This window comes from Streptomyces sp. NPDC001933 (assembly GCF_042890955.1).
GTDB lineage: Bacteria > Actinomycetota > Actinomycetes > Streptomycetales > Streptomycetaceae > Streptomyces.
The window spans coordinates 1-22,019 of the sequence record NZ_JBIASS010000005.1 but is presented as its reverse complement, the minus strand read 5'-3'; the positions used below and the strand labels follow the sequence as shown (position 1 = coordinate 22,019).

Genomic DNA, 22,019 nt, shown 5'->3' with positions numbered 1-22,019 from the left:
CATCGCTCAGGGGCGCCAGATCCAGGGCAGGGCGTCGGGCCCCACGGCCACCACCGCCGGCCGGCCGTCCCGGCCGACGTGCAGGGCCGGGCCGTCCAGTGCCACCGGCCCGCGCCGCCGTACGGAGAGCCCTTCGGGGGTACGGAGCTGGACGAGGCCCTCGGCGGTGCGGCCGAGCAGCACCGGGGCGGCCGACGACCCGGCGGCGGCCACCGGCCCGTACCCGTCGAAGCCCGCCGGGTCCGGGATCCGGCGGGCGTAGCCGTCGATGCCGGTCTCGTCGACCGTCTCGCCGGTCCGTACGGTCGTCAGGGCGGCCTTCGCCGCCGCGCGGTAGAACAGCTCGATGCTGCCGTCGGCCCCCGGCAGCGCGGCCGGTCCGTCCCCGGGCACCGGCACCCCGGTGATCTGGGTGCGCGCGGTCACCGCCTCGCCGGGCGCGTCCTGCGCCCAGTGGTGCACCGCGAACCGGCCCGCCGCGAAGACATGGACGCACCCCTCGGCGTCCACCACGGCACTCAGCCCGTCCTGGATCTCGCCGCCGCCCATGTCCGCCCACCCGCTCCACCGGCCGGCCGTGTCCCGTACCCGGGTGCTGAGGCCCTTCTCCGCGTTCCGGACGAAGAGGTGCACCTGCCCGTCGGGGGCGGCGACCGCGACCGGAACACCGATCCGGCGCCCGTCGTCGTGGCCGCGCTCCGGGTTCCCCAGCCCCTGCCAGGCGCGGAAGGCGCCGCCGGGGGAGCGCTGCTCCAGCGCAACGATCTCGCGCTCGTTGTCCGCGCCGTGCCCGCCGAGCGCCGAGAACCGCAGCCCGAAGAGCAGATGGCGCCCGTCCGGCAGCGTCGCGCTGCCCAGCACCGGTGCGAGCGGGCCGCCGCCGAGGTCGTCCGGCGCGTCCCACACCCCGCTGCCCGGTGCGCTCTCGCGCCGCCGTACCGCCCGCAGGCCCAGCACCCCGTACGTGACGAGCCGGCCGTCCGGTTCGGCGGCCACGGCGGGCCGGGGGCCGGGGTAGCGGTAGTGGGTGGAGCGCACCCAGCCCTTCCGGTTGGTCAGCGGCCGGTTGCCGCCCACGTTGTAGTCCCCGCAGCCCGCCGGATTGCCGCACCGCCAGTCGGCCGAGCCGCCGTACGGCACCAGGTGCGAGGCCTTCTCGGCCAGCACGGCGGGCGGCAGGTTCTTCGGCCAGTGCCGGTTGTAGTAGGCCCGGAACGACGTGGTGGCGAAGCTCGGTATCTCGCCGCCGCTCCTGGTGGTCCGCGCCACCCAGCGGATCAGCGACGCCCAGGTGAACAGCGCGGCGGCGGTGTGGTCGGGATGGTCGGAGTAGCCCTGCTGCTCGCTGTCCCGGCGCCGGACGGCCTCGCTGCTGTGCTGGATGTCGGGGTCCGGGTCCATGGTGTGCAGCACGCTCGGCCGGTACCGCTCGAACAGCCCGGCCAGGACGTCGATCAGCCCGTCGTAGGTGTACGAACCCGCCTTCCTGAGCGGCGAGCCGTCGGCGACGACGGTCGGCAGGACCAGCCGCCGGTCCTGCCAGAGGCTGGGCAGTCCGAGACGCCCGTACGTGGTGTGCATGGCGGTGCTGATGAAGATCAGCTCGACCCTGCGGCCGCGGTGGGCGAGGGTGTTGAGCTCGGCGCGGTGGCCACCGTGCAGCTCGATGACGGACTTCTGCCACGGGGTGAACCGGCCGAGGCCGAGCAGGGTCGCGTATGCCTGGCGCAGCCCCTGGTGACGTGCGGAGGAGTACGCGGCCTTGTCGGGCGGCGGCAGCGGGCGGCCAGGCACACGGTTTATGCCGGTGGCCTCACCGCCGGTCAGATAGACGCAGACCAGCGGGGTGCCGGCGTCCAGCGCCTGCTGGGTGTCCGGGTTCATGAAGTACAGGTCGTCGTCCGGGTGGGCGAGGACCTGCATCATCAGCGCCGGGTGCGAGGTGCTTATCGGCAGTCCGGGCATCGGGTCCGCGGCCGGATCGCGGCGGCGGGGCGGCGAGGGGGCCGTGCAGGCGGTGAGGCCCGCCAGACCGGTCGCACCGGCCGCCGCCAGCAGGGTGCGCCGCGGCACTCCCGGGCGGGATGCGCGCGAGGCGGGTCGATCCGTCACACCGTGCTCCGTCCACTTCCCCCGCAGCGGGCGGGCGGCCCTGTGCTGCGTACCGAATCAATGCAGGTCGCGGCGGGTGGCGAGCCGCTGCTGCGGGGGGATAGACGGAGATTCACGGAGGCGGGTTGCCTGGATATCCGATGATGTGACCCAGACAGTTCAACGCACGGGTGTACGCACCATGAACACATCGATCGGGTCCTGGCGCTCCTCGGTGAACCCGTGCCGTTCGTAGAGCGCGCGGGCGGCACTGCCCTGGAGCACGTCCAGCCGCACGGTCGCGCCCGCCTCGTCGGCCCGCGCGAGCAGCGAGCGGAGCACCGCGGTGCCCGTGCCGCGCCCGTGGAGCGCGGGGGAGAGGTAGAAGTTCTCCAGCCGCAGCCCGCCGTCGACCGGGCGCAGGGTGACGGAGCCGGCGAGCTCGCCGTCCACGACCACGACCGAGGTGTGCTGCGGCACGTACCCGTCCCGCAGCCGCTGCCGTACGCGGTGCTCGTCGTAACGCCCGAGCCGCTCCAGGTCGGGGCGCATCACCACGGCCCTGAGTTCGGCCAGGGCCTCGATGTCCTCGGGCAGGGCGGGACGCAGGGTCCAGGGCGCGGTGGTGCTCGTCGTCATGGACGGATTCTCGCCGACCGCCGTCACCGCAGCTCGGGCGCCTGTCCGCGGTCCGCCCGCCGCAGCCCCGCCTCCGGGATGCCGCGCAGCAGCTCGGCGCCGATCTCCGCGAGCCGGGCCCCGTCGGGCGGGGTGCGGCCCAGGCCGATGGCGTACTGGACGTGGGAGGCGTCGGCGCCGCACGGGCGGGGCCAGGCGTGGGCGTCCGGGGAACCCGCTTCCGCGAGGGCGGCGAGCAGGGCCAGGAGGCGGCCGCGGAAGCGGCCCTCGTCCGCGCCGTGGCGCACGGAGACGATCGCCCAGGCGGCGTGGCGCAGGTGCAGCGGTGGCGGGGTGCGGAGCAGGGCGTGCGGTACGGGGCCGGTGTCGTCGGCGGACTCCAGGATCTCCCAGGCGCGGAAGAGCTCCTCGGTGAGGAGGTCGCGGCCGGCCGGGGAGACCTGCGCGGTGCAGGAGCGGACGGGGGCGGTCGGGGTCAGCACGGTGAGGGGGAGTTCGCCCGCCTCCCCGGAGCCGACCGGCCGGCTCCAGTCCCACGCGGCCCAGGTCGCGAAGAAGTGCCTGAGCAGGGGGAGCGGCGCCAGGTCGCCCGACTCGTGGGCGGTGCGGGCCGCGAGTACGGACCAGGCGAGGCCGGGCAGTCCGCCGCACGGCGCGGAGTCCAGGCCGCGCGCCCGCGCCCAGCCCTTCACCCCGCGGGCGAGCCGGGTGAACGCCGCCCGGTGCGGGTCCGCCGCCGCGAGCACCGCGTCCGCGTCGCTCACCGCGCTGAGCGCCGTGGCCGCCGCCTCGCCCAGCCCGGCGCGCCCGGCCACCGCCTCGGCCGGGTCGAGCGCACCCGTCGCCACGGTCACCAGGTCCATGTTCAGGCCGCCGAGGGCGAAGCGCAGACCCGGTACGCGGGCGCCGGTCACCTCGCGCAGGCCGACTGCGTCCGGCAGGGCAACGGCCAGCCGTTCCCGTACCCCCGGCAGATCCACCGCGCCCGGCAGCGCCGCGACCAGGTCCACGTCCGCACCGGGCAGCGCGCAGCCCATCCGCCGGGAGCCGGCCAGGTGGACAGCGCCTTCGGGCAGGGCGGCGGCCACCCGGCGCACGACATCGGCCGCGCACGCCTCCTCGGCGGCGTCCTCCCACGCCTCCTCCGCCGCGTCCGCGCGGATCTCTTCCGCCGCCTCGGCGGCCAGCTCCACGCGTACCCCGAAGTGGTCCGAGACGTACAGCCCGTCCGGTGCGGGGACATCGCCCAGCAGCACCGCAGATGCGGGGCGCAGCCGCTCCGAGCGGGCCAGGACCCGGTCCAGCCGGGACGCCCGCCCGGACAGGGAGGAGACCGCCGCCAGCGGGTTGACCGACGGGTCGAACGTGGGCGTCCGGTCGTCCGCGCCGTGCACCCGGCTCCAGGCGTCCGCCATCCCCAGCCGGTCCTGCGGGGTGTCCCCGCCGTCGTTGAAGTCGCCGAGCAGCGCCACATCGCCCTCGACCGCCGCCAACCCCGTTGCCAGATCGGCCAGTTCGGCATCGCGCCGGCCGGCGCCGTCGGCCGAGTGGTCGCTGCTGAGATGGGTCACCGCGACCGTGACCGGCCCGTACGGCCCGTCCACCACGACCGCCGCGACCGCCTTGTGCGGGCCGAGTGCATGCAGGCCCGCCTCGCGCACCGGCACCCTGCTGAGCAGCAGCAGACCGCAGTCGGCGACGTCCCGGCCCGCCGGATCGGCCCAGAACGTGTAGCCGTCGCGGACCCAGGGCGCCGCCAGCAGCAGGGCGAGCAGGGCCGGTTCGGCCTCCTGGAGGGCGATGACATCGGCGTCCGCCACGCGCAGGGCGTCGAGCAGGAGCGGGCGGCGCCGGGCGGTGTCGATGCGGTCGCTGTCGTAGCGGTCCCAGAGGGTGTTCCAGGTCAGCAGCGTCAGGGGACCGGAGGCCGGCCCGGGCGGCGGTGCGTCCTCGGGCACGGGCGTCCAGGCCGCCTCGGGCGCGGAGAACGCGTGCGGGGTGCGGGAGACGAAGTACGGGGACGGCAGCCGGCGCGGGGCGCGCACCCGCCCGGCCTCCGTCGCGTCGATCCGGTCCACGCCCGAGGACCGGTCCCACACCACCTCGCCGTCCGCCTCGAAGAACAGCACTCGGTGCCAGGGGATGTCCCCGCCGGGCGTGAAGCGGGGCAGCGGCACCCGCTTGGGCACGGTCCCGCGCTGCGCCACGCCCATCACGAAGCGCGCCGGGTCGAACCGGGAATCCCAGCGGACCCGGTGGTAGATCTCCTCGCTGGTACGCATCTACGCCCTGTCCTCCACCGTTCCGCTCGCGCCGATGTACCAGGTGCGGTGGGCCTGGCCGGGGTACGGGGGCACGAATCTGTGCAGCTGCGCGGTCAGCACCTCGGGTGGTACGGGGTGGCTGCGGCACCCGTTGCGGCGGATCAGCTCCGCCTCGTCGACCAGCGCCACGGCATGGGTCAGCAGCGCGTCCCTGCGCCGGGCCACCGCGTGCACCAGGGAACGCTGGTGGGCGTTGAGCGAGGTGGCGTCCCAGACGACCGCGGAGCCGGCCGCGAGCGCGGTGTCCAGCCGGTCGAGCCCCTCGCGCAGCACGTCCCCGTTGGCCTTCTGGTCGGCGCGCGAGCCCCGGGCCTGGCGCAGGTCGTCGAGCGAGAGGTAGGTGTCGGTGCCGGGCAGGGCGCGGGCGAAGGTGCTCTTGCCGCTGCCGGACGGGCCGACCAGCTGGACCAGGCGCGGGAAGTCCCCGGTCCGCCAGCGCCAGGTCGCGGCGACGGCCTCATCGGCGGTGGTGACCCGGCCCAGGGCGTACGCCTCACGGGCCTGCGCCAGGCAGCGGTCGGCGGCGTCCGGTTCCAGATCCGCGAACGCCTCCCGCAGCCCGGCCGGTTCGCTCACGTCCTCCGCGTGCAGCGCCGACCACTCCACCTGCTCGCGCGCCCCGGCGGTGTCCGCGACCGTGGCGGCCAGCGCGTGCAGCAGCGGCAGATCGGCGGCGAACGACATCCGGACCAGCCCGGTGCGCCGTTCCTCGTCCGGGTACGGGCGGTGCAGCCCGGGGTGCAGTCCGACGAGGTCCGCGACGCGCCGGGCGAGCGGCATCCCGAGCGCGGGGGCCAGCGCGGGCGCGAGCGCCGCGCGGCGGGAGCGGTGCAGCAGCGCGGCGAGCACCCCGGTCAGCCGGTCCTCGCCCGTCCGGCCCGCCGCGTCCAGGGCGTCGCCCATCGCGGCGGCGGCCCCGGCGTCCCCCGCGTCCGTGCCGGTGGCGGCGGCCAGCGCCGCCGCGTCGGCCGGGGCCCCGGACCGTACGGCCCACAGGGCGGCGGCCGGGCCGAGCCCGTTCTCCACGACGGCGGCGTGCATCCAGTGCGTATCGGTCTGTACGTGTCCGGGCCGCACCCACTTGGCCACCAGACGGCGGAAGTCCGCCGCGCCGAACTCGTCCGCGGGCCGCACGACGTAACCCTCCTGCCGGCCGGTGTCGAGCTTCAGCGCCCGCAGCGCCTTCTCGGCGCGGGCGTCGAACACGCCGCGCCACAGCACCGGCGGCACCGGTATACCCAGGTCCCGCAGGAACGCCGCGGTCCGGTCCCAGTCCAGGCAGTGCTCCCCGTCCCAGACGGAGAAGCCGTAGAAGAAGCTCTCCAGCTCCTCGTAGGGGATCGAGTGGCGCGCGAACATGTTCTCGCCGCAGACCCGCCACCCCTCGGGGATCCGCGCCCCGACCCGGCCCTGGAGCGCCTTCACCCAGCCCCGCGAGGGGTGGTGGGCGGAGTCCAGGGAGCGGGCGTGGAGCCCGTCGGCGTAGAGCGTGGTGTTCTCGCCGTCCAGCTTCTCGGTGACGACGACCTCGCGGCCGGTCAGCGCGGCGAGCCCGGCGATCCGCACGTCGTCCGAGGCGGCCCCGGGGGACCAGGGCAGATGGGCCGTGCGCGGATAGTGCGTACGCATGATCGATGCCCCTGGTGACGACGGTTTGCCCGGCCGGTCACTGTAGGCACGGCGGTGCGGTCCGCTCGACCGAATTACGCCGGGGACGCCCGGCACGGCCCCCGCTGCGCGCCCGCGTTTGACCGAGCGACCACGAGGGGTAAGATCCTCGGCCCGATTGGCCAGGCTCACACCCCGTATGGCACACTGACCAGGTTGCTCGGTTGAGTGTCAATGCTGCGCGCCTCCCGCCGGGAGGACCGGAAGCGAGTCCCACAGTACTCGTCGACCCCTCGTGGGTCGGACGTACGGGAATCTTCCGGGAAGCGTCAGTGGGGCACCGGCCAGGCGCCCGGTGGGTGTTTCGCCCCCGGTCCTGCGGTCCTCGGGCCCGCACCCCCTTGGTTGGGAAATCCTTCGGGAGATCTGCGTAGAGGGGATGCGACACGCCCGACCGCGTGGGTCGGAGGTGGAGTCGTTAGAACTCCCGGGTTCCAGAGCGTTATGAGAGACAGGACTACTAGTAGCCATGGCGGGACAGAAGATCCGCATCCGGCTCAAGGCCTACGACCACGAGGTCATCGACTCCTCGGCGAAGAAGATCGTCGAGACGGTGACCCGCACTGGTGCGTCGGTCGCGGGCCCGGTGCCGCTGCCCACTGAGAAGAACGTGTACTGCGTCATCAAGTCGCCGCACAAGTACAAGGACTCGCGCGAGCACTTCGAGATGCGCACGCACAAGCGCCTCATCGACATCCTCGACCCCACGCCGAAGACGGTTGACTCGCTGATGCGTCTCGACCTGCCGGCGGGCGTCGACATCGAGATCAAGCTCTGAGGTGACGCGCGAGATGGCTAAGAACATTAAGGGCGTCCTGGGCGAGAAGCTCGGCATGACCCAGGTCTGGGACGAGAACAACCGGGTCGTCCCGGTGACCGTCGTCAAGGCCGGGCCCTGCGTCGTCACCCAGGTCCGCACCAACGACAACGACGGCTACGAGGCAGTCCAGATCGCCTTCGGCGAGATCGACCCCCGCAAGGTGAACAAGCCCCTCAAGGGCCACTTCGCCAAGGCCGACGTCACCCCGCGCCGCCACCTGGTGGAGCTCCGCACCCCTGACGCCAGCGAGTACACGCTGGGCCAGGAGGTCACTGCCGAGGTGTTCGAGTCCGGCGTCAAGGTCGACGTCACGGGCAAGAGCAAGGGCAAGGGCTTCGCCGGTGTGATGAAGCGTCACAACTTCAAGGGTGGCAAGGCGTCCCACGGTGCCCACCGTGTGCACCGCATGCCCGGCTCCATCGGTGGCTGTGCCACCCCCGGCCGTGTCTTCAAGGGCATGCGCATGGCGGGTCGCATGGGCAACGAGCGTGTCACCACCCAGAACCTGACCATCCACGCGGTTGACGCGGAGAAGGGTCTGCTCCTCATCAAGGGCGCAGTCCCCGGTCCGAACGGCGGCCTCGTCCTGGTCCGTACCGCGGCCAAGGGGGCTTGAGGTAATGAGCACCATTGACATCCTTTCGCCGGCAGGCGACAAGGCCGGTACCGTCGAGCTCCCCGCGGAGATCTTCGACGCGAAGACCAGCGTTCCGCTGATCCACCAGGTCGTCGTCGCACAGCTGGCAGCTGCCCGTCAGGGCACGCACAAGACCAAGACCCGCGGCGAAGTCCGTGGTGGTGGCCGCAAGCCGTACCGCCAGAAGGGCACCGGCCGCGCGCGCCAGGGTTCGACCCGTGCGCCGCAGTTCGCCGGCGGTGGCGTCGTCCACGGCCCGCAGCCGCGTGACTACTCGCAGCGGACCCCGAAGAAGATGAAGGCCGCCGCCCTGCGTGGTGCCCTCTCCGACCGGGCCCGTCACTCCCGCATCCACGTCGTCACCGGCGTGGTCGACGGTGCAGTCTCCACGAAGGCCGCCAAGACGCTGTTCGGCAAGATCTCGGAGCGCAAGAACCTGCTCCTGGTCGTCGAGCGTGCCGACGAGGCCGCGTGGCTGTCCGCCCGCAACCTGCCCCAGGTGCACATCCTGGAGCCGGGCCAGCTGAACACGTACGACGTGATCGTCTCTGACGACGTGGTCTTCACCCAGGCCGCCCTCGAGTCCTTCGTGTCTGGCCCCCAGACCGCTGAGACCGAAGGGAGCGACGCCTGATGAGCGAGGCGACCGTTACCAGCAAGACCTACTCGGACCCGCGCGACGTTCTCGTCAAGCCGGTCGTTTCCGAGAAGAGCTACGCGCTGCTCGACGAGAACAAGTACACGTTCATCGTCGCGCCCGGCTCCAACAAGACCCAGATCAAGCAGGCCGTGGAAGCGGTCTTCTCGGTCAAGGTCACCGGGGTCAACACGATCAACCGGCAGGGTAAGCGCAAGCGCACCAAGACCGGTTTCGGCAAGCGCGCTGACACCAAGCGCGCCATCGTGACCCTCGCCGAGGGCGACCGTATCGACATCTTCGGCGGCCCGACCTCCTGACGGAGGTCGAGTCGTCCGGAATCGGACGAGGACTGAGAAATGGGTATCCGCAAGTACAAGCCGACGACCCCGGGCCGTCGTGGCTCCAGCGTCGCCGACTTTGTCGAGATCACGCGGTCCACGCCGGAGAAGTCGCTGGTCCGCCCCCTGCACAGCAAGGGCGGCCGTAACAACGCCGGTCGTGTGACCGTTCGCCACCAGGGCGGTGGCCACAAGCGCGCCTACCGAGTGATCGACTTCCGTCGTCACGACAAGGACGGCGTGCCGGCCAAGGTCGCGCACATCGAGTACGACCCCAACCGCACCGCGCGCATCGCGCTCCTGCACTACGCGGACGGCGAGAAGCGCTACATCATCGCGCCGCGTGGCCTGGCGCAGGGCGACCGTGTCGAGAACGGCCCGGCCGCCGACATCAAGCCCGGCAACAACCTGGCGCTGCGCAACATCCCGGTCGGTACGACCATCCACGCCATCGAGCTGCGGCCCGGCGGCGGCGCGAAGTTCGCCCGTTCCGCGGGTGCCTCCGTGCAGCTGCTGGCGAAGGAGGGCACCATGGCCCACCTTCGTATGCCGTCGGGTGAGATCCGCCTGGTCGACGCCCGCTGCCGCGCCACGATCGGCGAGGTCGGCAACGCCGAGCAGTCGAACATCAACTGGGGCAAGGCCGGCCGCATGCGCTGGAAGGGCGTTCGCCCGACCGTCCGCGGTGTCGCGATGAACCCGGTTGACCACCCGCACGGTGGTGGTGAGGGCAAGACCTCCGGTGGTCGCCACCCGGTCTCGCCGTGGGGTCAGAAGGAGGGTCGTACTCGCTCGCCGAAGAAGGCATCGAGCAAGTACATCGTCCGCCGCCGCAAGACGAACAAGAAGCGCTAGGAGCGGGTTTAGATGCCGCGCAGTCTCAAGAAGGGGCCCTTCGTCGACGGCCACCTCATCAAGAAGGTGGACGTACAGAACGAGGCAGGCACCAAGAACGTCATCAAGACCTGGTCCCGTCGCTCGATGATCGTCCCGGCCATGCTGGGTCACACCATCGCGGTGCACAACGGCAAGATCCACGTCCCGGTGTTCGTCACCGAGTCGATGGTCGGCCACAAGCTCGGCGAGTTCTCGCCGACTCGCACCTTCCGCGGCCACGTCAAGGACGACCGGAAGTCGAAGCGCCGCTAACGCGGGGTGACTGACTATGACTTACACCGAAGGGACAACCATGGAAGCCAGGGCCCAGGCGCGGTACATCCGCGTCACGCCCATGAAGGCCCGCCGCGTGGTGGACCTCATCCGTGGCATGGATGCCACGGAGGCTCAGGCGGTCCTGCGTTTCGCCCCGCAGGCCGCGAGCGTGCCGGTTGGCAAGGTGCTTGACAGCGCCATTGCCAACGCTGCACACAACTACGACCACACCGACGCCTCTTCGCTGGTCATCAGCGAGGCGTACGTGGACGAGGGCCCGACCCTGAAGCGGTTCCGTCCGCGTGCCCAGGGCCGTGCCTACCGGATCCGTAAGCGGACCAGCCACATCACCGTGGTCGTCAGCAGCAAGGAAGGAACCCGGTAATGGGCCAGAAGGTAAACCCGCACGGGTTCCGGCTCGGCATCACCACGGACTTCAAGTCCCGTTGGTACGCCGACAAGCTGTACAAGGACTACGTCAAGGAAGACGTCGCCATTCGTCGCATGATGACGAAGGGCATGGAGCGGGCCGGCATCTCGAAGGTCGAGATCGAGCGCACCCGCGACCGCGTCCGCGTTGACATCCACACCGCCCGCCCGGGCATCGTCATCGGCCGCCGCGGCGCCGAGGCCGACCGCATCCGTGGCGAGCTGGAGAAGCTGACCGGCAAGCAGGTCCAGCTGAACATCCTCGAGGTCAAGAACCCCGAGGTGGACGCTCAGCTGGTGGCCCAGGCCGTCGCCGAGCAGCTCTCCTCCCGCGTCTCCTTCCGTCGGGCCATGCGCAAGAGCATGCAGAGCTCGATGAAGGCCGGCGCCAAGGGCATCAAGATCCAGTGCGGTGGCCGCCTCGGCGGCGCCGAGATGTCCCGCTCGGAGTTCTACCGCGAGGGCCGTGTGCCCCTGCACACGCTCCGCGCGAACGTCGACTACGGCTTCTTCGAGGCCAAGACGACCTTCGGCCGCATCGGCGTGAAGGTCTGGATCTACAAGGGCGACGTCAAGAACATCGCCGAGGTCCGCGCCGAGAACGCCGCTGCCCGCGCAGGCAACCGCCCGGCCCGTGGCGGCGCTGACCGCCCGGCCGGCCGTGGTGGCCGCGGTGGCGAGCGTGGCGGTCGCGGTCGCAAGCCGCAGCAGCAGTCGGCTCAGACCGAGGCCCCCAAGGCCGAGGCTCCCGCCGCTGCCGCTCCGGCTGCCGAGAGCACCGGAACGGAGGCCTGACCGAAATGCTGATCCCCCGTAGGGTCAAGCACCGCAAGCAGCACCACCCGAAGCGCAGCGGTATGTCCAAGGGTGGCACGCAGGTTGCGTTCGGCGAGTACGGCATCCAGGCGCTGACCCCGGCGTACGTGACGAACCGCCAGATCGAGGCAGCTCGTATCGCGATGACCCGCCACATCAAGCGTGGCGGCAAGGTCTGGATCAACATCTACCCGGACCGTCCCCTGACGAAGAAGCCGGCCGAGACCCGCATGGGTTCCGGTAAGGGTTCTCCCGAGTGGTGGATCGCGAACGTCAAGCCGGGTCGCGTGATGTTCGAGCTGTCCTACCCGAACGAGAAGATTGCTCGTGAGGCGCTCACCCGCGCTGCTCACAAGCTTCCGATGAAGTGCCGCATCGTTCGGCGCGAGGCAGGTGAGGCGTGATGTCGGCCGGAACCAAGGCGTCCGAGCTGCGCGAGCTGGGCAACGAGGAGCTGCTCAACAAGCTCCGCGAGGCCAAGGAAGAGCTGTTCAACCTCCGCTTCCAGGCGGCGACCGGGCAGCTCGAGAACCACGGCCGGCTCAAGTCCGTCCGTAAGGACATCGCCCGGATCTACACCCTGATGCGCGAGCGCGAGCTGGGCATCGAGACGGTGGAGAGCGTCTGATGAGCGAGAAGACTGTGACTGAGACGAACACCGACCGCGGTTTCCGCAAGACCCGTGAGGGTCTGGTCGTCAGCGACAAGATGGACAAGACCGTCGTCGTCGCTGTCGAGGACCGTGTCAAGCACGCGCTGTACGGCAAGGTCATCCGCCGTACGAACAAGCTCAAGGCGCACGACGAGCAGAACGCCGCCGGCGTCGGCGACCGCGTCCTCCTGATGGAGACCCGGCCGCTGTCCGCCACGAAGCGGTGGCGCGTCGTCGAGATCCTCGAGAAGGCCAAGTAATTCCTGAGGGGCATTCCCCTCAGGCAAGTTCCGCCAGGCTCGGCGGGGGCTCGTTCCGGTGACGGAGCGGCCCCCGCCGGGAACCGGCAGACGATCAGGAGATAGACGTGATCCAGCAGGAGTCGCGACTTCGCGTCGCCGACAACACGGGTGCGAAGGAAATCCTCACCATCCGTGTTCTCGGTGGTTCGGGTCGCCGCTACGCGGGCATCGGTGACGTCATCGTCGCCACCGTCAAGGACGCGATCCCCGGTGGCAACGTGAAGAAGGGTGACGTCGTCAAGGCCGTCATCGTTCGCACCGTCAAGGAGCGTCGCCGTCAGGATGGCTCGTACATCCGCTTCGACGAGAACGCCGCCGTCATTCTGAAGAACGACGGTGACCCCCGCGGCACCCGCATCTTCGGCCCGGTGGGCCGGGAACTGCGCGAGAAGAAGTTCATGAAGATCATCTCGCTCGCGCCGGAGGTGCTGTAAGCATGAAGATCAAGAAGGGCGACCTGGTTCAGGTCATCACCGGTAAGGACAAGGGCAAGCAGGGCAAGGTCATCGTGGCCTACCCCGCTCAGGACCGCGTCCTCGTCGAGGGTGTCAACCGGGTCAAGAAGCACACCAAGGCCGGTCAGACCGCTCGCGGTTCGCAGACCGGTGGCATCGTCACGACCGAGGCCCCCATCCACGTGAGCAACGTTCAGCTCGTCGTGGAGAAGGACGGCAACAAGGTCGTCACGCGCGTCGGTTACCGCTTCGACGACGAAGGCAACAAGATCCGCGTTGCCAAGCGGACGGGTGAGGACATCTGATGGCTACCACCACCACTCCGCGTCTGAAGACGAAGTACCGCGAGGAAATCTCCGGCAAGCTGCGTGAGGAGTTCTCGTACGAGAACGTCATGCAGATCCCCGGTCTGGTCAAGATCGTGGTCAACATGGGTGTGGGCGACGCCGCCCGCGACTCCAAGCTGATCGACGGCGCCGTGCGCGACCTCACCACGATCACCGGTCAGAAGCCGGCCGTGACCAAGGCCCGCAAGTCCATCGCGCAGTTCAAGCTGCGCGAGGGTCAGCCGATCGGCTGCCACGTCACCCTCCGTGGTGACCGCATGTGGGAGTTCCTGGACCGTACGCTGTCGCTCGCGCTGCCGCGTATCCGTGACTTCCGTGGTCTGTCGCCGAAGCAGTTCGACGGCCGTGGCAACTACACCTTCGGTCTCACGGAGCAGGTCATGTTCCACGAGATCGACCAGGACAAGATCGACCGGGTCCGGGGCATGGACATCACCGTGGTCACCACGGCGACCAACGACGACGAGGGTCGTGCCCTCCTTCGTCACCTCGGCTTCCCGTTCAAGGAGAACTGACCGTGGCGAAGAAGGCTCTGATCGCTAAGGCCGCCCGTAAGCCGAAGTTCGGCGTTCGCGGGTACACCCGCTGCCAGCGCTGCGGCCGGCCCCACTCCGTCTACCGCAAGTTCGGCCTGTGCCGCGTGTGCCTTCGTGAGATGGCTCACCGTGGCGAGCTGCCGGGCGTGACCAAGAGCTCCTGGTAATTCTCCTTCGCCCTCCGGGCGTTGGGAATTGACGGAAGCTCTCGGTAAGCATCTGGTCGGCAGGAGCCCGCCCTCACATGCCGTAGGCTTGTGGGGTTGGGCGCCTGCCGCCCAAGACCGACTTACTACGCCGTAGGTCCCCGCACCGCACCCGTCCTGCCTCTGAGTGGGGAGAGGGATGGCGCATACAGGAAACCCCGGCGAGAGAGGCCGAAGGCCAATTCATGACCATGACTGATCCCATCGCAGACATGCTCACGCGTCTGCGCAACGCGAACTCGGCGTACCACGACTCCGTCGTGATGCCGCACAGCAAGATCAAGTCGCACATCGCGGAGATCCTCCAGCAGGAGGGCTTCATCACCGGCTGGAAGGTCGAGGACGCCGAGGTCGGCAAGAACCTCGTCCTCGAGCTGAAGTTCGGCCCGAACCGCGAGCGCTCGATCGCCGGCATCAAGCGAATCTCGAAGCCGGGTCTGCGTGTATACGCAAAGTCCACCAACCTGCCGAAGGTCCTCGGCGGCCTGGGCGTGGCGATCATCTCCACGTCCCACGGTCTCCTGACCGGCCAGCAGGCCAGCAAGAAGGGCGTAGGTGGGGAAGTCCTCGCCTACGTCTGGTAGTCGGGAACGGAGGAATAGCTCATGTCGCGAATCGGCAAGCTCCCCATCCAGGTTCCCGCCGGTGTGGACGTCACCATCGATGGCCGCACGGTCGCGGTGAAGGGGCCCAAGGGCACCCTCACGCACACCGTCGCGTCGCCGATCGAGGTCACCAAGGGTGAGGACGGCTTCCTCAGCGTCACCCGCCCGAACGACGAGCGTCAGAACAAGGCCCTTCACGGCCTGTCCCGCACGCTGGTGGCGAACATGATCACCGGTGTGACCCAGGGATACACCAAGGCGCTCGAGATCAGTGGTGTCGGTTACCGCGTCCAGGCGAAGGGCTCCAACCTGGAGTTCGCCCTGGGCTACAGCCACCCGATCCTGATCGAGGCCCCGGAGGGCATCACCTTCAAGGTGGAGTCCCCCACGAAGTTCTCCGTCGAGGGCATCGACAAGCAGAAGGTCGGCGAGACCGCGGCCAAGATCCGCAAGCTGCGGAAGCCTGACCCGTACAAGGCCAAGGGCGTCAAGTACGCCGGCGAGGTCATCCGCCGCAAGGTCGGAAAGGCTGGTAAGTAGCCATGGCATACGGCGTGAAGATCGCCAAGGGCGACGCCTACAAGCGTGCCGCCCTCAAGCGTCGCCACATCCGCGTCCGCAAGCACATCTCCGGTTCGCCGGAGCGTCCGCGCTTGGTCGTGACGCGGTCCAACCGCCACATGGTGGCTCAGGTCATCGACGACATCGCGGGCCACACGCTCGCGTCGGCGTCGACCCTGGACGTCTCCATCCGTGGTGGCGAGGGCGACAAGAGCACCCAGGCCAAGCAGGTCGGCGCCCTGGTCGCTGAGCGCGCCAAGGCCGCAGGCGTCGAGGCCGTCGTGTTTGACCGCGGTGGTAACCAGTACGCCGGGCGGATTGCCGCTCTGGCTGACGCCGCCCGTGAAGCCGGTCTGAAGTTCTGAGCCCGGTTCCTACGCACAGCGGACGTAACAGAGAGAGGTAAATCCAATGGCTGGACCCCAGCGCCGCGGAAGCGGTGCCGGTGGCGGCGAGCGGCGGGACCGGAAGGGCCGTGACGGCGGCGCAGCTGCCGCCGAAAAGACCGCGTACGTTGAGCGCGTTGTCGCGATCAACCGCGTCGCCAAGGTTGTGAAGGGTGGTCGTCGCTTCAGCTTCACCGCGCTGGTCGTGGTGGGCGATGGTGACGGCACCGTCGGTGTCGGTTACGGCAAGGCCAAGGAAGTTCCCGCGGCCATCGCCAAGGGTGTCGAGGAAGCCAAGAAGAACTTCTTCAAGGTTCCGCGCATCCAGGGCACCATTCCTCACCCGATCCAGGGCGAGAAGGCTGCGGGCGTCGTCCTGCTGAAGCCTGCTTCCCCCGGTACCGGTGTTATCGCCGGTGGCCCGGTGCGCGCCGTTCTGGAGTGCGCCGGCGTTCACGACATCCTGTCGAAGTCGCTCGGCTCCGACAACGCGATCAACATCGTGCACGCGACCGTGGCGGCCCTCAAGGGCCTGCAGCGTCCCGAGGAGATCGCGGCCCGCCGCGGTCTGCCCCTCGAGGACGTCGCCCCCGCGGCTCTGCTTCGTGCACGTGCGGGAGCGGGTGCGTAATGGCTCGCCTCAAGATCACGCAGACGAAGTCGTACATCGGCAGCAAGCAGAACCACCGCGACACCCTTCGTTCGCTCGGGCTCAAGCGCCTGAACGACGTGGTCGTCAAGGAGGACCGTCCCGAGTTCCGCGGCATGGCTCACACCGTGCGCCACCTCGTGACGGTTGAGGAGGTCGACTGACATGGCGGAGAACAAGCCGCTGAAGGCCCATGACCTCCGGCCCGCCCCGGGCGCCAAGACCGCCAAGACCCGTGTGGGTCGTGGTGAGGCGTCCAAGGGTAAGACCGCCGGTCGTGGCACCAAGGGCACCAAGGCCCGTTACCAGGTTCCGGAGCGCTTCGAGGGTGGGCAGATGCCCCTCCACATGCGTCTCCCGAAGCTCAAGGGCTTCAAGAACCCGTTCCGCACCGAGTACCAGGTCGTGAACCTGGACAAGCTCGCGACGCTCTACCCCGAGGGTGGAGAGGTCACCGTGGCCGACCTGGTCGCCAAGGGTGCGGTGCGCAACAACCACCTCGTCAAGGTCCTCGGACAGGGCGAGATCTCCGTGGCGCTGCAGGTTTCGGTTGACGCCGTCTCCGGCTCCGCCAAGGAGAAGATTGCCGCCGCCGGCGGCACCGTCACCGAGCTCGTCTGAGACAACTCGATGGCCTGAACATCCGACCGGGGATGCCTCTCATTTGGGGCATCCCCGGTTGGTCGTTCCTAGGGGGGCATGGTCGCCGGTAAGGTGGCGTGCGTTGTTGTGTGGTATCCCTCTGGGCACCCGCCCCGGGGACTTTGACTTTTACGTATTCGTCGATCCTCAAGACCGTCACCTCTACGCTTTGCGCGGGGGTCGCAGGAGGCACCGTGCTCACCGCGTTCGCCCGGGCGTTCAAGACGCCCGACCTGCGCAAGAAGCTGCTCTTCACGCTCGGCATCATCGTGCTCTACCGGCTCGGGGCGCACATCCCGGTACCGGGAGTGAGCTACGAGAACGTCCAGACCTGTGTTGATCAGGCCAGCAAGGGCAACAACAGCCTCTTCGGCCTGGTGAACATGTTCAGCGGTGGTGCACTGCTGCAGATCACGATCTTCGCGCTCGGCATCATGCCGTACATCACGGCCAGCATCATTCTTCAGCTGCTGACCGTGGTCATTCCCCGACTCGAGGCGCTCAAGAAGGAGGGGCAGTCCGGCCAGGCGAAGATCACGCAGTACACGCGTTATCTGACCGTCGCGCTCGCCATCCTCCAGGGCACCGGCCTGGTGGCCACCGCCACCAGCGGCGCCCTCTTCAGCGGCTGCCCGGTCGCCGACCAGATCGTCCCGAACCAGTCGGTCTTCACGACCATCGTGATGGTCATCACGATGACCGCGGGCACCGCGGCCGTCATGTGGCTCGGTGAGCTCATCACCGACCGCGGCATCGGCAATGGCATGTCGATCCTGATGTTCATCTCGATCGCCGCCAGCTTCCCCGGTGCCCTGTGGGCCATCAAGACCAGCGGCAAGCTGGCCGACGGCTGGATCGAGTTCGGCACCGTCATCCTGATCGGCTTCGTGATGGTGGGCCTCGTCGTCTTCGTCGAGCAGGCCCAGCGCCGCATCCCGGTGCAGTACGCGAAGCGCATGATCGGCCGCAGGTCGTACGGCGGTACCTCGACGTACATTCCGCTGAAGGTCAATCAGGCGGGTGTGATTCCCGTCATCTTCGCTTCTTCGCTGCTCTACATCCCTGCCCTGATCGTCCAGTTCTCCAACTCCACTGCGGGCTGGGCGACATGGATCAAGGACAACTTCGTCAAGGGCGACCACCCGTACTACATCACGGCGTACTTCCTGTTGATCGTTTTCTTCGCCTTCTTCTATGTGGCGATTTCGTTCAACCCCGAGGAAGTCGCCGACAACATGAAGAAGTATGGTGGGTTCATCCCGGGTATCCGGGCTGGTCGACCTACTGCCGAGTACCTGAGCTACGTGCTCAACAGGATCACTTGGCCGGGCTCGCTGTACTTGGGTCTGATCGCTCTTGTGCCGACGATGGCGTTGGCAGGCTTCGGTGGTGCGAACGCCAACTTCCCGTTCGGCGGGACAAGCATCCTGATCATCGTGGGTGTGGGGCTGGAGACCGTGAAGCAGATCGAGAGCCAGCTCCAGCAGCGCAATTACGAAGGGTTCCTCCGCTGATGCGAATCGTCCTCGTCGGGCCGCCCGGTGCCGGCAAGGGAACGCAGGCTGCGTACCTTGCCAAGAACCTGTCGATTCCGCAGATCTCCACGGGCGATCTCTTCCGTGCCAACATCAGCCAGGGCACCGACCTTGGCAAGCAGGCCCGCTCCTTCATGGACGCAGGCAAGTTGGTGCCGGACGAGGTCACCATCGGGATGGCCAAGGACCGCATGTCCCAGCCGGACGCCGAGAACGGCTTCCTGCTGGACGGCTTCCCGCGCAACGTGGGTCAGGCCGAGGCACTTGACGCCATGCTCAAGGACGAGGGCACCAAGCTCGACGCGGTCCTGGACCTCGAAGTCCCCGAGGACGAGGTGGTCAAGCGCATCGCCGGCCGCCGTATCTGCCGGAACGACGGCTCGCACGTCTTCCACGTGACGTACAACCCGCCGAAGGCCGAGGGCGTCTGCGACGTCTGCGGCGGCGAGCTGTACCAGCGCGACGACGACACCGAGGAGACGGTGCGCACCCGGCTGGAGGTCTACCACACGCAGACCGAGCCGATCATCGACTACTACCGGGCCCAGAACCTGGTGGTCACCATCTCCGCGCTCGGCAAGGTCACCGATGTGACCGAGCGCGCGATGGAGGCTCTCAAGTCCGACAAGGGCTGAGCGCAGAACCCGCAGTACTCGTGCAGTCGGCCGCGGCGTCCATGGGCGCCGCGCCCGACTGTTTGCGCCGTATCGTTGTGTGCGTACGCCGCAGACATCACCGTTCGATGCAGTCCGATGCAGAGAGGCGCCGCGCAATGGTGCAGATCAAGACCCCCGAGCAGATCGCGAAGATGCGCGAGGCGGGACTGGTGGTCGCTGCCATTCACGCGGCCACCCGCGAGGCGGCGGTGCCCGGCGCCACCACGCTGGACCTGGACCAGGTCGCCCGCAAGGTGATCGCCGATCACGGTGCGAAGTCGAACTTCCTCGGTTACGGCGGTTTCCCCGCGACCATCTGCACCTCGGTCAACGAGGTCGTCGTCCACGGCATCCCGGACGAGAAGACGGTCCTCAAGGACGGCGACATCATCTCCATCGACGCCGGCGCGATCGTCGACGGCTGGCACGGCGACGCCGCGTACACGGCCTTCGTGGGCACCGGTCACGCTCCGGAGCTGGTCGAGCTCTCCCGGGTGACGGAGGAGTCCATGTGGGCCGGTATCGCCGCGATGAAGGTGAACAACCGCCTCGTCGACATCTCGAAGGCGATCGAGTCCTACATCCGCCGCCAGCCCCGCCCCGCCACCGGCAAGTACGGGATCATCGAGGACTACGGCGGCCACGGCATCGGCACCGAGATGCACATGGACCCGCACCTGCTGAACTACGTCGCCCGCAAGCGCGGCAAGGGCATCAAGCTCGTCCCCGGCGTCTGCCTGGCCATCGAGCCGATGGTCTCGCTCGGTACCGCGCAGACCGAGGTGCTCCAGGACGACTGGACGGTCATCACGACGGACGGCACCTGGTCCTCCCACTGGGAGCACTCGATCGCCCTCACCGAGCAGGGCCCCCTGGTCCTGACCGCCCCCGACTGCGGCCGGGCGAAGCTGGCGCAGTACGGGATCGAGGTAGCGCCGGACCCGCTCGGCTGACGACCCCCGGGGGATTTGACCCGCTTGTCGAGGTCTAAGGATCTCCTTCGGTGGGCAAACTTGACGGATTCGTCTTTTGGGGTCCGCTGACGTAGACTGACTCGTCGGCTCTCGTGCATCAGTGTGTCCGCATGCTGTGCCGAAAGTCGATCAAGGTAGCCGATTCGAAAGGCGAAGCGTGGCCAAGAAGCAAGGTGCCATCGAAATTGAGGGCACCGTGATCGAGTCCCTCCCGAACGCCATGTTCAAGGTGGAGCTCCAGAACGGTCACAAGGTCCTCGCGCACATCAGCGGCAAGATGCGGATGCACTACATCCGAATCCTTCCGGATGACCGGGTCGTCGTGGAGCTCTCCCCGTACGACCTGACGCGTGGCCGGATCGTCTACCGCTACAAGTAGATCTTGCCTCCACCTCGCTTCCGCGTGGTGACGGCACTGACCCGGAGAACCTGACATCCCATGAAGGTCAAGCCGAGCGTCAAGAAGATCTGCGACAAGTGCAAGGTGATCCGCCGTCACGGTCGGGTCATGGTCATCTGCGACAACCTGCGCCACAAGCAGCGCCAGGGCTGACGCACGACCCCCTGCATCTCGCAGCACTTCGCGCGACGCACGTAAAACGTACATACGCAGAGTCCGTCCAAGCTTCGGCTGACGACACCTCCGGTGGGGGCCGGGGACCCGGGCGTACCACCTCTCGTCACGAGAGGTCGGCGATCGGGAGCGGCACTGCGGAAGACCCCCGAATTAACAACTGGAGCCATTGAATGGCACGCGTTTCAGGTGTTGACATCCCGCGCGAAAAGCGCGTGGAGGTTGCCCTCACCTACGTCTTCGGCATCGGGCGCACCCGGTCCAAGGAGATTCTCGCCACCACTGGCGTGAACCCCAACACCCGCGTTCGTGACCTGGCCGAAGAGGACCTGGTCAAGATCCGCGAGTACGTGGACGCCAACCTCCGCACCGAGGGTGACCTCCGTCGCGAGATCCAGGCCGACATCCGCCGCAAGGTCGAGATCGGCTGCTACCAGGGTCTGCGTCACCGCCGCGGCCTGCCGGTCCACGGCCAGCGCACCAGCACGAACGCTCGTACCCGCAAGGGCCCGCGTCGCGCGATCGCCGGCAAGAAGAAGCCGGGCAAGAAGTAGTCCTCAGCGGACGCACTGCGGACGTCCGGGCCACCGGTCATCCGCAGCAACCAGCGGTCTTCGCTGTAGGACCGATCACCTCCCCTCTCCATCTGGAGTCAAGACATGCCCCCCAAGGGTCGTCAGGGCGCAGCCAAGAAGGTGCGTCGCAAGGAAAAGAAGAACGTCGCTCACGGCCACGCGCACATCAAGAGCACGTTCAACAACACGATCGTCTCGATCACGGACCCCTCGGGCAACGTGATCTCCTGGGCCTCCGCCGGCCACGTCGGCTTCAAGGGCTCGCGCAAGTCCACCCCCTTCGCCGCGCAGATGGCCGCCGAGTCGGCCGCCCGCCGCGCGCAGGAGCACGGCATGCGCAAGGTTGACGTCTTCGTCAAGGGTCCGGGCTCCGGCCGCGAGACCGCGATCCGTTCGCTCCAGGCCACCGGCCTGGAGGTCGGCTCGATCCAGGACGTCACCCCCACCCCGCACAACGGATGCCGCCCGCCCAAGCGTCGCCGCGTCTGATTTTCTCGGGCTCTGCTCCAGGCAGTAGCTCGTGGGTCCGGGCGGTACGGCCCCTTCGGGGTCGTGCCGCCCGTACCCTTGTCAGTATCTGGGGGCGTCAAATAGTGGGCGCCCACGACTGAAGGAACGCAACATGCTTATCGCTCAGCGTCCGTCGCTGACCGAAGAGGTCGTTGACGAGTTCCGCTCCCGGTTCGTCATCGAGCCGCTGGAGCCGGGCTTCGGTTACACCCTCGGCAACTCTCTCCGCCGTACGCTCCTCTCCTCGATCCCCGGTGCCGCTGTCACCAGCATCCGGATCGACGGTGTCCTGCACGAGTT

32 protein-coding genes and 1 pseudogene are annotated in these 22,019 nt (G+C 68.7%); 29 read left to right on the top strand and 4 right to left on the bottom strand.

Translation table 11 applies throughout. From position 1 onward, the window contains the following. Window positions 1-6: 6 nt before the first annotated feature. The 4 genes from ACFYY7_RS13815 to ACFYY7_RS13800 form a co-directional block, all read right to left on the bottom strand. Window positions 7-2,112, bottom strand: coding sequence for a PIG-L family deacetylase (locus ACFYY7_RS13815; RefSeq protein ID WP_388661158.1), 2,106 nt, complete (start codon window positions 2,110-2,112; stop codon window positions 7-9). A 159-nt stretch (window positions 2,113-2,271) separates the two neighbouring features. Next, window positions 2,272-2,730, bottom strand: a complete 459-nt coding sequence (locus ACFYY7_RS13810; RefSeq protein ID WP_388661155.1) for a GNAT family N-acetyltransferase — start codon at window positions 2,728-2,730, stop codon at window positions 2,272-2,274. Between the two features lie 23 nt (window positions 2,731-2,753). Continuing rightward, on the bottom strand, window positions 2,754-5,012 hold the full coding sequence (locus ACFYY7_RS13805; RefSeq protein WP_388661152.1) for a poly(A) polymerase: 2,259 nt from the start codon (window positions 5,010-5,012) through the stop codon (window positions 2,754-2,756). After that, window positions 5,013-6,683, bottom strand: a complete 1,671-nt coding sequence (locus ACFYY7_RS13800; protein WP_388661149.1) for an RNA ligase family protein — start codon at window positions 6,681-6,683, stop codon at window positions 5,013-5,015. A 508-nt stretch (window positions 6,684-7,191) separates the two neighbouring features. Between ACFYY7_RS13800 and rpsJ the strand changes: the two genes are divergently transcribed. The 29 genes and pseudogenes from rpsJ to ACFYY7_RS13655 form a co-directional block, all read left to right on the top strand. After that, the gene (rpsJ, locus tag ACFYY7_RS13795) at window positions 7,192-7,500 is read left to right on the top strand and encodes a 30S ribosomal protein S10 (RefSeq protein WP_003948644.1); all 309 of its coding nucleotides are present in this window, start codon (window positions 7,192-7,194) and stop codon (window positions 7,498-7,500) included. Between the two features lie 13 nt (window positions 7,501-7,513). Continuing rightward, a complete protein-coding gene (gene rplC / locus ACFYY7_RS13790) occupies window positions 7,514-8,158 on the top strand; it encodes a 50S ribosomal protein L3 (protein ID WP_072485542.1) in 645 nt (214 codons plus the stop codon). Window positions 8,159-8,162: 4 nt separating this feature from the next. Further along, window positions 8,163-8,813: a 50S ribosomal protein L4 gene (gene rplD / locus ACFYY7_RS13785; RefSeq protein WP_266730369.1), complete on the top strand. Its 651-nt coding sequence runs from the start codon at window positions 8,163-8,165 to the stop codon at window positions 8,811-8,813. Beyond that, on the top strand, window positions 8,813-9,136 hold the full coding sequence (gene rplW / locus ACFYY7_RS13780; RefSeq protein ID WP_014154589.1) for a 50S ribosomal protein L23: 324 nt from the start codon (window positions 8,813-8,815) through the stop codon (window positions 9,134-9,136). The genes rplD and rplW overlap by 1 nt, the downstream gene beginning before the upstream one ends. A 39-nt stretch (window positions 9,137-9,175) precedes the next feature. Then, window positions 9,176-10,012, top strand: coding sequence for a 50S ribosomal protein L2 (rplB, locus tag ACFYY7_RS13775; protein ID WP_388661147.1), 837 nt, complete (start codon window positions 9,176-9,178; stop codon window positions 10,010-10,012). Window positions 10,013-10,024: 12 nt separating this feature from the next. Beyond that, window positions 10,025-10,306 carry a 30S ribosomal protein S19 gene (gene rpsS, locus ACFYY7_RS13770; RefSeq protein WP_003966956.1) on the top strand — a complete coding sequence of 94 codons (282 nt, stop codon included), beginning with the start codon at window positions 10,025-10,027 and terminating at the stop codon, window positions 10,304-10,306. A gap of 40 nt (window positions 10,307-10,346) precedes the next feature. Further along, a complete protein-coding gene (gene rplV, locus ACFYY7_RS13765) occupies window positions 10,347-10,694 on the top strand; it encodes a 50S ribosomal protein L22 (RefSeq protein WP_004571827.1) in 348 nt (115 codons plus the stop codon). Continuing rightward, window positions 10,694-11,533, top strand: coding sequence for a 30S ribosomal protein S3 (gene rpsC / locus ACFYY7_RS13760; protein WP_072485539.1), 840 nt, complete (start codon window positions 10,694-10,696; stop codon window positions 11,531-11,533). Before rplV ends, rpsC begins: the two co-directional genes overlap by 1 nt. Before the next feature lie 5 nt (window positions 11,534-11,538). After that, window positions 11,539-11,958: a 50S ribosomal protein L16 gene (gene rplP / locus ACFYY7_RS13755; protein WP_072485538.1), complete on the top strand. Its 420-nt coding sequence runs from the start codon at window positions 11,539-11,541 to the stop codon at window positions 11,956-11,958. Next, a complete protein-coding gene (rpmC, locus tag ACFYY7_RS13750; RefSeq protein ID WP_014047786.1) occupies window positions 11,958-12,182 on the top strand; it encodes a 50S ribosomal protein L29 in 225 nt (74 codons plus the stop codon). Before rplP ends, rpmC begins: the two co-directional genes overlap by 1 nt. Continuing rightward, window positions 12,182-12,466, top strand: coding sequence for a 30S ribosomal protein S17 (gene rpsQ / locus ACFYY7_RS13745; RefSeq protein ID WP_030977953.1), 285 nt, complete (start codon window positions 12,182-12,184; stop codon window positions 12,464-12,466). Before rpmC ends, rpsQ begins: the two co-directional genes overlap by 1 nt. A 107-nt stretch (window positions 12,467-12,573) precedes the next feature. Further along, the gene (gene rplN, locus ACFYY7_RS13740) at window positions 12,574-12,942 is read left to right on the top strand and encodes a 50S ribosomal protein L14 (RefSeq protein WP_003966950.1); all 369 of its coding nucleotides are present in this window, start codon (window positions 12,574-12,576) and stop codon (window positions 12,940-12,942) included. Window positions 12,943-12,944: 2 nt separating this feature from the next. After that, complete coding sequence (gene rplX, locus ACFYY7_RS13735) at window positions 12,945-13,268, top strand: 50S ribosomal protein L24 (protein WP_003966949.1); 324 nt, start codon at window positions 12,945-12,947, stop codon at window positions 13,266-13,268. Further along, window positions 13,268-13,825: a 50S ribosomal protein L5 gene (gene rplE, locus ACFYY7_RS13730; protein WP_072485537.1), complete on the top strand. Its 558-nt coding sequence runs from the start codon at window positions 13,268-13,270 to the stop codon at window positions 13,823-13,825. Before rplX ends, rplE begins: the two co-directional genes overlap by 1 nt. Window positions 13,826-13,827: 2 nt before the next feature. Then, the gene (locus ACFYY7_RS13725; protein WP_003948630.1) at window positions 13,828-14,013 is read left to right on the top strand and encodes a type Z 30S ribosomal protein S14; all 186 of its coding nucleotides are present in this window, start codon (window positions 13,828-13,830) and stop codon (window positions 14,011-14,013) included. A 224-nt stretch (window positions 14,014-14,237) separates the two neighbouring features. Next, window positions 14,238-14,636, top strand: coding sequence for a 30S ribosomal protein S8 (rpsH, locus tag ACFYY7_RS13720; RefSeq protein WP_037688013.1), 399 nt, complete (start codon window positions 14,238-14,240; stop codon window positions 14,634-14,636). 21 nt (window positions 14,637-14,657) lie between these two features. Next, window positions 14,658-15,197 (top strand): 50S ribosomal protein L6, encoded by a 540-nt coding sequence (rplF, locus tag ACFYY7_RS13715; RefSeq protein ID WP_266747962.1) that lies wholly within the window; start codon window positions 14,658-14,660, stop codon window positions 15,195-15,197. Window positions 15,198-15,199: 2 nt separating this feature from the next. Beyond that, complete coding sequence (gene rplR / locus ACFYY7_RS13710; protein WP_093540756.1) at window positions 15,200-15,583, top strand: 50S ribosomal protein L18; 384 nt, start codon at window positions 15,200-15,202, stop codon at window positions 15,581-15,583. A 46-nt stretch (window positions 15,584-15,629) separates the two neighbouring features. After that, window positions 15,630-16,235, top strand: a complete 606-nt coding sequence (gene rpsE / locus ACFYY7_RS13705; RefSeq protein WP_030914151.1) for a 30S ribosomal protein S5 — start codon at window positions 15,630-15,632, stop codon at window positions 16,233-16,235. Then, the gene (rpmD, locus tag ACFYY7_RS13700; protein WP_030914154.1) at window positions 16,235-16,417 is read left to right on the top strand and encodes a 50S ribosomal protein L30; all 183 of its coding nucleotides are present in this window, start codon (window positions 16,235-16,237) and stop codon (window positions 16,415-16,417) included. The genes rpsE and rpmD overlap by 1 nt, the downstream gene beginning before the upstream one ends. A 1-nt stretch (window position 16,418) precedes the next feature. After that, complete coding sequence (rplO, locus tag ACFYY7_RS13695) at window positions 16,419-16,874, top strand: 50S ribosomal protein L15 (protein ID WP_018550610.1); 456 nt, start codon at window positions 16,419-16,421, stop codon at window positions 16,872-16,874. 215 nt (window positions 16,875-17,089) lie between these two features. Further along, window positions 17,090-18,409: a preprotein translocase subunit SecY gene (gene secY, locus ACFYY7_RS13690; protein WP_376306617.1), complete on the top strand. Its 1,320-nt coding sequence runs from the start codon at window positions 17,090-17,092 to the stop codon at window positions 18,407-18,409. Next, window positions 18,409-19,065 (top strand): adenylate kinase, encoded by a 657-nt coding sequence (locus ACFYY7_RS13685; protein WP_356087907.1) that lies wholly within the window; start codon window positions 18,409-18,411, stop codon window positions 19,063-19,065. Before secY ends, ACFYY7_RS13685 begins: the two co-directional genes overlap by 1 nt. A gap of 137 nt (window positions 19,066-19,202) precedes the next feature. Further along, window positions 19,203-20,039, top strand: coding sequence for a type I methionyl aminopeptidase (map, locus tag ACFYY7_RS13680; protein ID WP_266730361.1), 837 nt, complete (start codon window positions 19,203-19,205; stop codon window positions 20,037-20,039). A 178-nt stretch (window positions 20,040-20,217) separates the two neighbouring features. Next, complete coding sequence (gene infA, locus ACFYY7_RS13675; protein ID WP_003956442.1) at window positions 20,218-20,439, top strand: translation initiation factor IF-1; 222 nt, start codon at window positions 20,218-20,220, stop codon at window positions 20,437-20,439. Between the two features lie 60 nt (window positions 20,440-20,499). Beyond that, a complete protein-coding gene (gene rpmJ / locus ACFYY7_RS13670) occupies window positions 20,500-20,613 on the top strand; it encodes a 50S ribosomal protein L36 (RefSeq protein WP_003956441.1) in 114 nt (37 codons plus the stop codon). A gap of 194 nt (window positions 20,614-20,807) precedes the next feature. Next, complete coding sequence (gene rpsM / locus ACFYY7_RS13665; RefSeq protein WP_018519286.1) at window positions 20,808-21,188, top strand: 30S ribosomal protein S13; 381 nt, start codon at window positions 20,808-20,810, stop codon at window positions 21,186-21,188. Between the two features lie 105 nt (window positions 21,189-21,293). Beyond that, entirely contained in the window at window positions 21,294-21,698 is a 405-nt protein-coding gene (gene rpsK, locus ACFYY7_RS13660; protein ID WP_003956432.1) for a 30S ribosomal protein S11, read from the top strand. Between the two features lie 133 nt (window positions 21,699-21,831). After that, window positions 21,832-22,019 (top strand): annotated as a pseudogene (locus ACFYY7_RS13655) (DNA-directed RNA polymerase subunit alpha); the annotation flags it as partial.

Excerpts from the sequence above, each read along its gene's own strand:
- map (WP_266730361.1), top strand. The coding sequence starts at position 19,203 with ATGGTGCAGATCAAGACCCCCGAGCAGATCGCGAAGATGCGCGAGGCG.
- rplO (WP_018550610.1), top strand. The coding sequence starts at position 16,419 with ATGGCGGAGAACAAGCCGCTGAAGGCCCATGACCTCCGGCCCGCCCCG.
- rplX (WP_003966949.1), top strand. The coding sequence starts at position 12,945 with ATGAAGATCAAGAAGGGCGACCTGGTTCAGGTCATCACCGGTAAGGAC.
- rpsE (WP_030914151.1), top strand. The coding sequence starts at position 15,630 with ATGGCTGGACCCCAGCGCCGCGGAAGCGGTGCCGGTGGCGGCGAGCGG.
- rplD (WP_266730369.1), top strand. The coding sequence starts at position 8,163 with ATGAGCACCATTGACATCCTTTCGCCGGCAGGCGACAAGGCCGGTACC.
- rpmJ (WP_003956441.1), top strand. The coding sequence starts at position 20,500 with ATGAAGGTCAAGCCGAGCGTCAAGAAGATCTGCGACAAGTGCAAGGTG.
- rplC (WP_072485542.1), top strand. The coding sequence starts at position 7,514 with ATGGCTAAGAACATTAAGGGCGTCCTGGGCGAGAAGCTCGGCATGACC.
- rpsS (WP_003966956.1), top strand. The coding sequence starts at position 10,025 with ATGCCGCGCAGTCTCAAGAAGGGGCCCTTCGTCGACGGCCACCTCATC.
- rplW (WP_014154589.1), top strand. The coding sequence starts at position 8,813 with ATGAGCGAGGCGACCGTTACCAGCAAGACCTACTCGGACCCGCGCGAC.
- ACFYY7_RS13805 (WP_388661152.1), bottom strand. The coding sequence starts at position 5,012 with ATGCGTACCAGCGAGGAGATCTACCACCGGGTCCGCTGGGATTCCCGG.
- rpsQ (WP_030977953.1), top strand. The coding sequence starts at position 12,182 with ATGAGCGAGAAGACTGTGACTGAGACGAACACCGACCGCGGTTTCCGC.
- rpsC (WP_072485539.1), top strand. The coding sequence starts at position 10,694 with ATGGGCCAGAAGGTAAACCCGCACGGGTTCCGGCTCGGCATCACCACG.
- rpmD (WP_030914154.1), top strand. The coding sequence starts at position 16,235 with ATGGCTCGCCTCAAGATCACGCAGACGAAGTCGTACATCGGCAGCAAG.
- rpsM (WP_018519286.1), top strand. The coding sequence starts at position 20,808 with ATGGCACGCGTTTCAGGTGTTGACATCCCGCGCGAAAAGCGCGTGGAG.
- rpmC (WP_014047786.1), top strand. The coding sequence starts at position 11,958 with ATGTCGGCCGGAACCAAGGCGTCCGAGCTGCGCGAGCTGGGCAACGAG.
- ACFYY7_RS13800 (WP_388661149.1), bottom strand. The coding sequence starts at position 6,683 with ATGCGTACGCACTATCCGCGCACGGCCCATCTGCCCTGGTCCCCCGGG.
- rplV (WP_004571827.1), top strand. The coding sequence starts at position 10,347 with ATGGAAGCCAGGGCCCAGGCGCGGTACATCCGCGTCACGCCCATGAAG.
- ACFYY7_RS13685 (WP_356087907.1), top strand. The coding sequence starts at position 18,409 with ATGCGAATCGTCCTCGTCGGGCCGCCCGGTGCCGGCAAGGGAACGCAG.
- ACFYY7_RS13810 (WP_388661155.1), bottom strand. The coding sequence starts at position 2,730 with ATGACGACGAGCACCACCGCGCCCTGGACCCTGCGTCCCGCCCTGCCC.
- rplP (WP_072485538.1), top strand. The coding sequence starts at position 11,539 with ATGCTGATCCCCCGTAGGGTCAAGCACCGCAAGCAGCACCACCCGAAG.
- rplF (WP_266747962.1), top strand. The coding sequence starts at position 14,658 with ATGTCGCGAATCGGCAAGCTCCCCATCCAGGTTCCCGCCGGTGTGGAC.
- rplB (WP_388661147.1), top strand. The coding sequence starts at position 9,176 with ATGGGTATCCGCAAGTACAAGCCGACGACCCCGGGCCGTCGTGGCTCC.
- rplE (WP_072485537.1), top strand. The coding sequence starts at position 13,268 with ATGGCTACCACCACCACTCCGCGTCTGAAGACGAAGTACCGCGAGGAA.
- rplR (WP_093540756.1), top strand. The coding sequence starts at position 15,200 with ATGGCATACGGCGTGAAGATCGCCAAGGGCGACGCCTACAAGCGTGCC.
- rpsJ (WP_003948644.1), top strand. The coding sequence starts at position 7,192 with ATGGCGGGACAGAAGATCCGCATCCGGCTCAAGGCCTACGACCACGAG.
- rpsK (WP_003956432.1), top strand. The coding sequence starts at position 21,294 with ATGCCCCCCAAGGGTCGTCAGGGCGCAGCCAAGAAGGTGCGTCGCAAG.
- rpsH (WP_037688013.1), top strand. The coding sequence starts at position 14,238 with ATGACCATGACTGATCCCATCGCAGACATGCTCACGCGTCTGCGCAAC.